9 protein-coding genes are annotated in these 12,415 nt (G+C 48.9%); 6 read left to right on the forward strand and 3 right to left on the reverse strand.

The annotated features are described in order from the left end of the window. Positions 1-116: 116 nt before the first annotated feature. The 4 genes from NC980_RS17750 to NC980_RS17765 all read left to right on the forward strand — a co-directional run bounded on the left by NC980_RS17750 (position 117) and on the right by NC980_RS17765 (position 4,976). The gene (locus NC980_RS17750) at positions 117-1,820 is read left to right on the forward strand and encodes a glycosyltransferase family 39 protein (protein ID WP_190376784.1); all 1,704 of its coding nucleotides are present in this window, start codon (positions 117-119) and stop codon (positions 1,818-1,820) included. A 3-nt stretch (positions 1,821-1,823) separates the two neighbouring features. Next, positions 1,824-3,401 carry a glycosyltransferase family 39 protein gene (locus tag NC980_RS17755; protein WP_190376785.1) on the forward strand — a complete coding sequence of 526 codons (1,578 nt, stop codon included), beginning with the start codon at positions 1,824-1,826 and terminating at the stop codon, positions 3,399-3,401. Between the two features lie 335 nt (positions 3,402-3,736). Continuing rightward, positions 3,737-4,288 (forward strand): CAP domain-containing protein, encoded by a 552-nt coding sequence (locus NC980_RS17760; RefSeq protein WP_242026849.1) that lies wholly within the window; start codon positions 3,737-3,739, stop codon positions 4,286-4,288. A gap of 58 nt (positions 4,289-4,346) precedes the next feature. Then, positions 4,347-4,976: a ribonuclease H-like domain-containing protein gene (locus NC980_RS17765; RefSeq protein WP_190376786.1), complete on the forward strand. Its 630-nt coding sequence runs from the start codon at positions 4,347-4,349 to the stop codon at positions 4,974-4,976. 61 nt (positions 4,977-5,037) lie between these two features. On the opposite strand, the gene NC980_RS17770 is transcribed toward NC980_RS17765, so the two are convergent. The 3 genes from NC980_RS17770 to NC980_RS17780 all read right to left on the reverse strand — a co-directional run bounded on the left by NC980_RS17770 (position 5,038) and on the right by NC980_RS17780 (position 10,222). Then, the gene (locus NC980_RS17770; protein ID WP_242026870.1) at positions 5,038-6,948 is read right to left on the reverse strand and encodes a penicillin-binding protein 2; all 1,911 of its coding nucleotides are present in this window, start codon (positions 6,946-6,948) and stop codon (positions 5,038-5,040) included. A 2-nt stretch (positions 6,949-6,950) separates the two neighbouring features. Further along, entirely contained in the window at positions 6,951-7,424 is a 474-nt protein-coding gene (locus tag NC980_RS17775; protein WP_190376787.1) for a hypothetical protein, read from the reverse strand. Positions 7,425-7,492: 68 nt separating this feature from the next. Next, the gene (locus NC980_RS17780) at positions 7,493-10,222 is read right to left on the reverse strand and encodes a GAF domain-containing protein (protein WP_190376788.1); all 2,730 of its coding nucleotides are present in this window, start codon (positions 10,220-10,222) and stop codon (positions 7,493-7,495) included. Between the two features lie 174 nt (positions 10,223-10,396). Between NC980_RS17780 and NC980_RS17785 the strand changes: the two genes are divergently transcribed. Together NC980_RS17785 and NC980_RS17790 are read left to right on the forward strand one after the other, a co-directional pair. Then, positions 10,397-11,518: a quinone-dependent dihydroorotate dehydrogenase gene (locus NC980_RS17785; RefSeq protein ID WP_347272602.1), complete on the forward strand. Its 1,122-nt coding sequence runs from the start codon at positions 10,397-10,399 to the stop codon at positions 11,516-11,518. Between the two features lie 68 nt (positions 11,519-11,586). After that, a complete protein-coding gene (locus tag NC980_RS17790) occupies positions 11,587-12,372 on the forward strand; it encodes a sulfotransferase (RefSeq protein ID WP_190376789.1) in 786 nt (261 codons plus the stop codon). Positions 12,373-12,415 lie beyond the last annotated feature (43 nt).

Consider the following 12,415-nt stretch of genomic DNA (forward strand, 5'->3'; position numbering starts at 1 on the left):
TCTATAGCGATCCTGTTTGAGAAGTTTATGTCCTAATCGCCGCTTTTCAATTGCCTCGTTCCATGTCACACTACCGCTTGGTTTGATCTTAGATTTTGATCTTGGATGTAGAGTGCATGGACGATCAGATAGAGATGCCAGGGAAAACACGATCGCTACTCTTGGAGCGATGTTTTGTGATCGTTTGGGTGCTTGCATTAGGTGGAATTGCATTTTTTAATCAGTTGGGCAGCATCGGACTGGTGGATGAGACAGAGCCGCTGTTTGTGGAGTCAGCGCGGCAGATGACGGTTACCGGAAATTGGATTACGCCGTATTTTAATCAGGTGACTCGGTTTGATAAGCCGCCCTTGATTTACTGGCTGATGGCGATCGCATTCAAAACGGTTGGCGTAAATGAATGGGCAGCGCGGCTGCCCTCTGCGATCTCGGGAACCGTTTTGGTCGGTTTTTGTTTCTATACGATTAGGCGATTTGTTCCATTGAGAATTGCACCGTACTTGGGATCGGCGATCGTTGCGTTTAATCTGATCACGCTGTTCTTCGGACGGTTGGGCTACTCGGATATGTTGCTGAGCGCTTGTTTTGGTGGATCGCTGCTGGCGTTTTTTTTCGGCTATGTGAGATCAGATCAGCGCTGGTATCGGGCGTTTTATGGGCTGATGGGGCTGGCAGTTTTAACGAAAGGCCCGGTTGGGGTCGTGTTGCCGAGTGCGATCGTGCTCATCTTTCTATTCTGGGCGAGAAACCTGCGCGGAGTGCTGCGCGAGATGAAGCCGATTCAAGGAACAGGAATTTTTCTGTTGGTGAGTGTGCCTTGGTATTTGTTGGCGTATCTTCAAAACGGGAATGCGTTTATTCAATCGTTTTTCGGGCTGCATAATGTTGAACGCTTTACCAACGTGGTGAATCAGCATTCTGGCGCTTGGTACTATCATTTGGTGATTGTGCTAGTTGGGTTTTTCCCTTGGTCGCTTTGCTTGCCTGCGGCGATCGCTCATGCGATCAGGCAACCCAAATGGCAACAAGAACCAAGATCACAGCATCTTGGAAAGTTCGCGCTGGTATGGTTTGCGGTTGTGCTGATCTTCTTCACGATCGCGGTTACAAAATATATTACTTATACCTTACCGCTATATCCCGCAGCAGCGATTCTCGTCACATTATGGTTCGTGCATCATTTTTCACAATCAAGACAGTCCATCCCGGTTAAGGCTACCGTATACTTTAGTATTGCTATTTCTGTTGCTGTTGGTGTTCTCATTTTTTACAGCCCAAATTGGTTAAATCGTGATCCAGCTATGCCAAATTTGGGATTAAGAATGCAGCAGTCTGGATTGCATCACATTGGCGCATCCATTTGGATTACAGCCGCGATCGTTGGATTAGTTTTAGCGATTCAGTATCGATTGCGCTGGTATTGGGCTGTGAATCTTGTTGCTTTTGCAGCATTTATTCTGTTTTTTATTACTCCTGCGGTCAGCATTATTGACTCAGTTCGACAATTACCGCTGCGCCAAATTGCTCAAGCGACGATCGAGGATCGACGACCGAACGAACCGATCATCATGGCAACCGATGCGTTTGAGAAACCGAGCTTAGTGTTTTATACGCAGCAGCCAATCACCTTTCTCAATCGCGCTCGGATGATTCAGCCATATTTACAGAAGCTGCGGAAAGAAGGAAAAACAACATCGATCGTGATGATCACCACCCCAACCGCACTGCAAGAAGGAAATGTGAAACCAAATCAGTACCAGCCGCTTCAACAGTATCGTCAGTATCAACTTGTGCGCGTTCCAATTCGTTCTTCAAAATAATTCATGAAATCAGTACAAAAATGGTGGGCAGAGCCAACCAATCGGCAAGTTGCTGCAATTCTAATCGTGGGATTCCTGTTTCGCAGCTTTATCGCGTTTTGGCTGCCACCTGGATTTGATGAAGCGTACTACTATATTTACACTCAAAATCCTGCTCTGAGTTATTTTGATCATCCGCCACTGGTTTCGTTGGTGAGCGCGATCGGCATTTGGCTAACTGGCGAAGTCTCTCAATTTACAATCCGCATCGGCAGCTTATTGCTGTATCCGTTTACGTTGTACTTTCTATACCGTGCAGCAGTTCATTTATTTTCAGTTCGAGTTGGATTGCTGACGTTAGCGATCGCGTCGGTCATTCCAATTTTCCAACTCGGATTTGGCACCTTTACGCTACCCGATTCACCGCTAATGTTTTTCTGGACATTAACGCTCTGGGTGGGAGCGGTTGAATTTTTTCCTCGCGATCGCACAGTTTACATTCCCTCATATCGAGTTGCACTCATCGGGCTACTTGTTGGATTGGCTTGCGTTGGAAAATACCACGGATTTCTACTTGGATTTGGCTTAATTGGATTTTGTTTGACCAGCCGGCGGCATTGGGCAGTGTTTCGATCTCCGTGGACAATATTAAGCTTTCTACTATTTTTAGTTGCGTTCTCGCCTGTATTGTATTGGAACAGCCAGCACGATTGGATTTCTTTTACATTTCAGGGAAACCGTAGTGTTCCAAATCGTTCCTTCAAATTCTCTAAAGTAATTGATGTTGCGTTTGCAGCCTCGTTGTATTTATTTCCTACATTTGGATTACCACTCTGGTTTGTTAGCATTCAAGAAATTATTCTAACCGTGTCGCGGAGGTTTTCAAACTCGATTCACTCTTTCGTGTTGTGGACATCTGCGCCTGTATTCATCATCTTTACGCTGATTGGTGGTTATCAACAGATTTTACCCGGTTGGACAATGCCAGGATTCTTCTCGGTTACGCCACTACTCGCTTGGTACGCATCGAGGTGGCGATCGTCGGTTCTAAAACGCTGGCTTGTGGGTTCAACCCTTGCGATCGTCGCCCTGCTATTGTTTGCGCTGTCTCACGTCACGCTGGGAACGCTGCAAAAACCGGGACAATACGCGCTGTTTGGGGGATTCGTTGCGCCGCAAGACGATCCTTCGGTTGATCTGATGGACATTCTGCAACTGCGGCGAGAATTTTCGCGATCGCCTCAACTGCTCACAGCATTGAAAAATGCCGACTTCATGTTCAGTAATCGATTCCACATGGCAGGGCACACGGCGATGGCACTCACGCCACTCTATTCGACTCCGATGACTTGCTTCGATCGCCGCGACTTGCGCGGATTCGCCTTCTGGTCAACTGCAGAACAATGGCTGGGTAAAACAGGACTCTACATCACTGCCGATAAATTTCAAACCCAAGAAGACTCTGCGGCGGAATATGTCCCGTATTTTGAAAAATTTACCAAGCTAGGGGAAGTAGAGTTGCGCCGAGGTGGAGTGGTGATCGATCGGATTCATGTGTTTCAAGGGACGAACTTGCTAAAACCATTCCCGCGTCCTTACTGAGTCAAAATCATTACGCCATATCTTCATGTAGCAATATAGTAATTTAGTCTATTTTCTTAACTTGTCTAGATGGCGTAATTACCCTATGGCTAAATAGCAGTTCAACTGCCCTAATTAGCATAACCCTCTCACAAAAGGTTAAATTTATGCAATATCTTGTGAGCGAACAAAATTTAAATCAGAATTTTTTTGATCCAGCTAAAACGCAAATAGGATAGGAGATATAAGAAATTCTACGTATCTGCTCTGGGAAAATCGTATCCAAAATAACTTGCAACAATTTAACAATCGGGTTAATCTCTTCATCGAGACTTAACACCTAGGAGAGAGACGTAATGCTGAACCCAACTTCCAGCAAAATCGTGCAAACCTTGGCAATGTCGGTGGGCATTGTGATTGCCGGAACCTTTGGCAGCACGATTCAAAGCCAAGCTCAAACCGTACCTTCAGGTGTGTCTACCTCTCAAACGCTTGCGTTTCAGATTGCTCAGGGAATTCCGATCGCAGAAATGGAACGCATGGTCTTTACTCGAATTAACCAGTACCGCGCCAGCAAAGGTTTACCCGCAATGATCTGGAACGATAGCATTGCCAAGCAAGCCCGTGAACACAGCCGCAATATGGCGAAAAAAGCAGTTCCATTTGGTCATCAAGGATTTGAAAAGCGCGCAAAAGCAATCACCAGTAGCATTCCAGCGCGGGCGACAAGTGAAAATGTGGCTTGGATTATGAGCCGCCGCGATCCGATCGGGCAGGTTGTAGAAGCTTGGATCAAAAGCCAAAAGCATCGGGAAAACATCGAAGGAAATTTCAACGTAACCGGGATCGGCATCGGCCTCAGCGCAATGGGAGAATACTACTTTACGCAAGACTTTGTGCGAAATTAAGGTGCAAATCTGCATCAGGTGTAAGATACGTGAGTTGTAAAATCACTTGCCTCACCTTATGCAACCGCGTGAATTTCACCTTTGTGATCGCGATCTTACTTCCGAGCTATTGGAGCAGTATCAGTCAGCCACCGTGATCGCAGTCGATACCGAAACGATGGGGCTTCTACCACACCGCGATCGCTTGTGCTTAGTACAGTTGTGCGATGAGTGCGATCAAGTAGCGGTTGTCAGAATTGAGCGGGGACAAACCGAAGCACCAAACTTGAAGCAACTGCTTGAAGCGTCAGACATTACGAAAATCTTTCACTTTGCGCGATTTGATATTACGACCTTGCGCCATCACCTGGGAATTCAGGTCACACCGATTTTTTGCACGAAATTAGCAAGTAAGCTAATTCGCACCTATTCCCCCCGTCACGGCTTAAAAGATTTGATTCAAGAATTAACGGGGGTGGAACTTGACAAGAGCGCTCAAAGCTCCGATTGGGGTAATGCCATGAATCTTTCTGAGGCACAGTTGCAGTATGCGGCGAATGATGTGCGCTATTTGATTGAGGCGCGATCGAAACTGATTGAAATGCTAGAGCGCGAGGAACGTTTGGAACTTGCGGAGCAGTGTTTTCAAGCATTGCCTGTGTTTGCCCAGCTTGATATTCTGCAATATCAGAATGTGTTTGAGCATTAAAGGAACTCACATTAAAGGAGTTTGCTTCCTGTAGGCTCCGGAGAGCTTCCTTAAATCCCCGCTAAGGTGTCGGACTAGAACTCGGAGACGCAGCCGGATTCGGTGCAGCAGGCACACTTGGCGGAATCTTATCTGCAACGATCAAAGCTTCCATGACCGCTTTGACGATCGGCGCTGCTACTGTCGAACCAAACGCATCTGCACCCTTCGGTTCATCAATCACCGCTGCCACAACATATCGAGGCGCATCGATCGGGAAAATACTCACAAAACTGGTAATCTTCGCACCTTCGATATATCCACCCGTTTCTCCAGCTTTTTGCGCGGTTCCAGTTTTACCGCCGATGCGGTAGTTGGGAATTTGCGCGGCTTTTCCGGTTCCGTCTTGCACCACCGATTCCATCATTTTCAGCACGGTTTGCGCGGTTTGCGGTGAAAAAACTGGCTTGGGTTGAGGAGCGTTCGCGTTCCAGTAAGGCTGCCCCTTTTCATCAAATAAGCCTTGAACCACATGAGGCGTGAGCAGCTTACCGCCGCTTGCTAAAATCCCGTGCAGTTGCACCAGTTGCAGCGCCGTAATCGAAAAGCCTTGCCCAAACGAACTGGTCGCCGCATCGATCGCAGACTCGGTAAAAGCCTTTTTGTCTTTGATTTGCCCCGTCCCTTCAAACGGCAAATCGCTTCCGGTCGGCTGCCCTAAACCTATTTTTTGTAGCCAGGAATAGTAGGTGGATCGAGACATTTGCTGCACGATTCGCACCATGCCGACGTTGCTGGAATGCTCCATAATTTGAGTGATCGTACTAGGCCCTCTTGCACCGGCGCTGGAGAAATCAAAGTTTTGAATGGGCCATCCGTCTACCTGAATTGCCCCTTCATCATTAATCACTTGGTCGGGTTTGATTGCTCCTGCCTCAAGCGCGATCGCCACGTTCAAGGGCTTAAACGTTGATCCCGGCTCATACAAATCGGTTAACGCCCAGTTTTTGAACTGCTCAATGTTTGCTTTATAGAATTCATTCGGATCATAAGACGGAGCAGATGCTAGCGTTCGGATTTCGCCTGTCTTGGCATCCATCGCGATCACTACACCACGCTTAGCGTTGAATTTTTTTAGCTGCGGCTGAAGGGCGGCGATCGCCGCTCTCTGGACTCGACTATCGATCGACAACTGCAAATGCAAGTTGTCCATCTGCAAAAATCCCCCCGGAAGACGATCGGGCATCATTACCCCTGATCCGGTGCGGCTCAGTCGCACAGATTTCACTGATCGTTCAAGCAAATTCTTGTGGCTGTATTCAACTCCTGCTTGCCCGATGCGATCCAAATCCAAATACCCAACCACATCGGCTGCGAGGGTTTGCTGGGGGTAGAGTCGCTGCTGCTGTTGTGCCAGTTCCAAGCCGTCAATCTGCAAAGATTGAATGCGATCGGCTGCCGATTCGGGCACGGCGTACTCAACGCGAATGCCGCTCTCGCCCGCGCTGAATCGTTGCAGCAAGTCCCCCGCAGGGATGCCCAGAATTGCAGAGAGTTTCGTTGCAATTTCGGTTTTCGGCTCCTGAAACGCGATCGGGTGGGCGTACAGCGTGTAGACCGGACGATCGATCGCTAAAACATTGCCGTTGCGATCGGTAATCGGGCGACGCGGGATAAAGGGACGCAAAAAAGTAGTTTGTTGAGCGCGTGCCTCTTTAAGCAATTTTGGTGACTGATAGACTTGCAGCCGAACCAGATTGAGTGATAAGAGTCCTGTTGCACCCACCAAGATTGCCCAAACGAGAAATAAGCGACGAACGCTCGGTTTTGCTTGCGCTGTGCGAAACCGTTCGATCAGTTGAGTCTGACTTACAGCTTGTAGCAGTCGATCGCGCAGCTTCTCGATCATCGGCGGCAGACTCGCTCCACTCGCAAAACGGGCAGTGTTTGAGGGGCGGCGGGGTGAGGAGGTAGGCTTTCCTCGGTTTGGCATGACTAATATCCTAGAGGGGCAACAGGCGAGGATTGCGAAGAAGAAGCAACGGGTCTTTCAGGACGGGGCGGAGCAGCTTTAATAAAAATGAGGCTATCGGGATTTTGCGGAACCAAACTTGCATCCGGGCGATTCGATTGAGTCGCGATCTGATTTTTCAGGACTTCTCCGTTTGCTGTGATCTGGCGTTCATTGCGACGCAATTGTTCCAGCTTGCTGTATTCTTTGCCCCAAAGCTGCTGAGTGTACACCGTCCATCCATAAACGGCAAGTACCGTACCTGCTAAACCAAACGTCACTAAGATCGAAACTCGCTGAGTCAGGAGCAGCGATCGCAACCATCGGGGAGGTTTGCCTGACTGGGGTAACTGCCGCACCGATGTCGCGGATTTTTTTCGCTTAGACTTGAGTGCCGCTGCCATACCGCCCTCACACCTTGATAGTTTGCCTTGATAGTCTGCTTGAGAACGATTCATTGTCCTCAAGCGAACATTGTATCGGTAGTTTTAAACTATGCAGACGAAAGACTCTAAATTTTGTCGTGTCATGCGATCGGGAGTACCACTCGGCTCATAATTCGCCCATCATCCAGCTTGTAAAGATTGAATTCTGATCCCATTTGCTGCATGAGTGACCGACAGATTGCGAGATGGAGTCCGGGCGGTTTGTCGAGCGTGGACGGAGCGAGCAAATCTACGGCTCGTCCGGCTTCAAGGTCTTCGCAGAGTCGCGGCTCGATCACACCATCGTCGGTAATGGCAATTTCCATCCACTGAGCGCTGATTTGCCGACACCAAATATCAATACGTCCGCCCAGATTTGCCCGTTGACAAGCAATTAGCAGCAGTTCGTACAGGACTAATTCAAGCTTAGTAATGTCTCCGTAAATCATCGGATTAATCTCGTGATGCACTTGTGACCAGAGTTGGCGCTGCTTGAGCAAGTGATCGACGCGATCGAGCGCTCGTCTGACCAGTCCGATCATTTGCACCGTTTCGTTTCTGATTGTCAGTTGCCATTGTTCATCGCGGATCACATGACGCACCGGATCGATCGTGGTATCGATTTGCCGTAGCAGTTGAGCTTGTCGCGCATCACCGAGGGGCAGCTCAGCTAGTCGAGAAACGCTGAACTTGACTGATCGATACAGATCTTCGAGCCGACGATGCTTGTACCAACTGAGGCGCTCTAACCGTTCGCGATCGCGCTTCAATGCTTCGGACACCATTAAATGTCGGCGTGACCAGGCAAACTGAGCGACCAAGGTATTCAAAACGGTGAGGTGACGATCTAGCCATTGCCGCTCTAGCCGATCCGCCACCAGGACAACCGCAGTGGGTTCATGTTCGGGCGCAGTTCTGAGCGTGATTGCTAAGATTTGACCGATTCCAGGAGCGTTCAACCACTGCCGGGTTTCGATCGGAATCTCATCGATAGAAACGGAGAGAATTCCGTCGTGAGCTAGGACGCGCTGAAGAAAGGTATCCGTCTCGATCGAGACTTTCAGAATGGGGTCGATGTGGAATCGACGATCGTTGTTAGATTGCACCACTCGTCCGATTCCCCGACCTGCTGCCCAGCCGACTAGAACTGCCAAGGGTGCTTCTAAAATTTGCGCGATGTATTGTAACGCCGATTTTTCTAGCAAATCTAAATGCTGCGTTTGTTGAATCGTATTCAAGCCCCACTGAATCGTCTGATAGATCTTGCGCTGTTGGTCGTTTTGCTGCTGCAAGCTCCATTGCCGGAGAACAATTCCCACTTGCTGAGCGGCAATCTTGGTAAACTCGCCTTCGCGCTGTGTCCACGATCGCGCCTGCTCATGCGCCAAAATCAGCACCCCTTCTACAGCGTGTCCGAGAGTCGTGCTGCACACCAATAGCGATCTCACTCCCAGTTCTAAAAGCGGAGTTCGCCAAGCTGCAAAGCGGAGATCGTCTGCTAAATTCTCGATCGCGATCGGGCTCGATTGTTTTTCTAGCATTTGCCAGTCGATCGGGCTGAGAGAGCCAAACCAAGCAGGCAGCGGTCGTTTATATTGTGGCTGGGTTTGATAGCGCACTTCAAACGCATCGCGATCGGAGTCGTAGAGCAAAACGACCACGCGGTCGATGCCTAATCGCTGATTTAACAAAGTTGCAGCATTTTGAAAGGCAGAAACTCCATCGCCTGTGCTGTAAATTGCTTTAGCAATTTCGGCAGTGAGGGCTTGATCGAGTTTGACTTGGGCGATCGTGTTTTCCATGCCTTCGAGGGGCGATACCACCCCCAGTAGCTGCGCGGCTGCTCGCATAAACCGTTTATCTTCGTCTTGCCAGCTTCGGGGTTGGTCGCTTTCTGCGGTGAGAAATCCCAATAGCTCGTTCTGGCATAAGATAGGAGCCGCAATCAGCGATCGCGCCCGAATGAATTCCATCACTCGCACGGTGATCTCCGCTTTGGTCAGGCTGATGGATTCGCCGATTGTAATCACTTGATCGGCTTGCAGCGCTTGATAAAAGCTGCTCATTTCCTGCACGGTTAGCCCGGATGCAGAATCGATCGAGCGAGTTCCTTTTTGATTTGTGGCTCTTCGCCAAAAATAGCGGCGCGTCGGTTCAAACCAGTAGAGGCTCGTTCGCGCAGGCTGAACAAACTGCTGGACTTGCTCTATAACGCGATCGAGCCGCTGTTCAAAATTAGGGAGCGATCGCAGCTCCGAGAGCATTGTTAACATCGGACGATCAACATGCTTAATTTGTTGTCGCTTCTGTTCTTGTTCTGCGGCTTCTAGCGTTGCTGCAAATTCTCCTAAAACGATCGCGATTAGCGATTGTTCTTCGGGTCTTGGAAAGCTTCCCCATAGTTTTGAGCCGACGATCGTGACCCCATAGCATTGATTCTTGAGTGAGATCGGGAAAATCATCGCGCCTTGAATGTTTGCTTTTTCGGCAAATTTGCGCCACTCGTTTGCCCGTTGTTCTTCACGCAGATCAGGAAAGGTGAGCGGTATTTGCTGAATGACGGCTTGTTCGAGAATGTCGCCTGGAGTGAGGATGAATCGTTGTTTGAGAAAGGGTGCATCTCGCAGCGGGCTTTTCCCTCCTTTACCAGACAAACGATGTTCAGCACGATCGTACAATCCAATCCAGACGAGATCGAAGGCAAAGCAGGTATTGAGATAGGCGTAGACAGATTCGATCGCAAGGGTATCGCCCTCACGCAGATGTTTGAGAACGCGACTGAGGGCGATTAAGTGTTGTTCAGATTGCGTTGTCTCTTTCGAGTAACCCATGTATCAGCCGGAGGATAGCGCACAGGAGCGGCGGGATTTGCCTACTCGTTTGATAGAGTGCCCGGAGATTGTAGGTTTTGCACGAGTGCGATTGGATGGATACAGTCGCGCAGCGAACCCGACCAAAAATGCGCTACTGTATCGATGCTCTCTTGTTTTAATTAAATTCTTCCTGTGTCAGATTTCTATCGATCGATTCTTCGTCCTGTTCTGTTTTCTGGTTTGAATGCTGATCCGGAGTGGCTGCACGTTCAGACTTTACGATCGCTCAGTTGGATCAATTCGTCGAACTGGCTGCGATCTCGCTTAAATCATCTGTATGGATTTGACTCGCCTCGATTGTCGCAGTCTCTTTGGGGTTTGACGTTTGCGAATCCGCTCGGTTTAGCAGCAGGGTTTGATAAAGATGGCGTGGCGGCGAATGTTTGGTCGAGTTTTGGGTTTGGATTTGCGGAATTGGGAACGGTGACGTTTCATGCTCAGCCTGGAAATCCACAGCCACGCTTGTTTCGTTTGGTCGAGGATCTAGCGGCACTCAATCGCATGGGATTTAACAATCAAGGAGCCGCTGCCCTGCGATCACGCTTGGAACAGCGAAGCAAAGGAATTCCGATCGGGATTAATCTAGGCAAGTCAAAAATTACGTCACTGGAGGCTGCCGCAGAGGATTATTTAGGCAGTTTTCGATTGTTAAAACCCCTGGGCGATTATTTTGTCGTGAACGTCAGCTCTCCGAATACGCCGGGGCTGCGATCGCTACAAGCGACCGATCAGCTAGAACCGATTCTGTCGGCGCTACAAGACGAGAATCAATCCGAAAAGCCTTTGCTTGTCAAGATTGCGCCTGATTTAGAGTTCGAGGATATTGCTGCGATCGTAGATTTAGCTCAGCGCTTTCAACTATCTGGGATCATTGCAACGAATACAACCATCCGACGCAATGGACTGAAAACGCAAATGATCGCCGCGACTGGCAATCCGATCACAGAAGAAGCAGGCGGAATTAGTGGCGCTCCAGTGAGGGCACGATCGACCGAAGTGATTCGAGCCATCTGGAAACAAACTGAGGGAAGCTTGCCGATCATTGGCGTGGGTGGCGTATTTTCTGCCGAAGATGCTTGGGAAAAGATTACGGCGGGAGCGAGTTTGGTTCAGGTGTATACGGGCTGGATCTATGAAGGCCCAACAATGGTCAGGCGGATTTTGCAGGGATTAGAAGAACGGTTGGAGCAGTCCGGCTTTGAGAGTTTGCCAGCGGCGATCGGTTCCTCGCACAATCTTGCGATTAAAGAGTAATCCTAAAGAGCGATGCGGGGATCAATCACTTTCCGAATAGTGAAAAGAAAGTTTTGCGATTGCTCTGTATGAAAACCGCGTTTCTGATTTTTGGCGCACAACGCAGTGGAACATCGGTAACGAGCCACATTTTGTCGGAATTTGGAGTTAATTTTGGCTCGGATCAACACTTTATCCAAGGTGGACATAATCCGATTTTTTTTGAATTGAAGTGGGTCAATGATGCCAACAATCAACTGATTCAAACGTTGGGTTATCGCTATATCGATTTTTTCTTACCCATTGAGCAAGATTTCGAGGACGATCGCTGGCTTGAACCCGAAGAAAATCTACAGACCAAAATTGCTCAAGAATGGGGTGAGACTGCGACGATCGGACTCAAAGATCCGCGCTTCTCGCTCACTTTTCCGCTATGGCAGCGAGTTTTATCAAATGCAGGCTATCAATTAAACATCATTCTTGCGTTTCGCTCTCCATCTAGCTTTCTCAAATCCAATCAAGCCTTGTTTTACAACTGGGAAGGCTGGGACGTAGATAGACATCTGCGCTTTTGGCTGCAATTAAACTTAGCGGCGACGTACTTTACTCGCGATCTGCCTGTCTATTTTCTTTGCTATGAGGATCTGATGAACAATCCCGGCAAGGAAACTGAACACTTGGCACAACATTTTGGGCTGGATTCGAGCTTGGTCGATCGTGCAGCAGCAGTGGTCGATCGATCTCACTATCATCATCAAACAACAACTGAAACGGGTGTTGCGCTGATCGATGAGTATTACCAACGGCTGCGATCGCGCACTGTTTCAGCAGACGACTATCTAAACTACCGCAACACTACTTTATCTCTCGCCTAATTTGACATGCTGCAAAACATCGATACCTTAGAGTTAGCCAAAC

The organism is Leptolyngbya sp. AS-A5 (assembly GCF_039962495.1).
GTDB lineage: Bacteria > Cyanobacteriota > Cyanobacteriia > Leptolyngbyales > Leptolyngbyaceae > Leptolyngbya.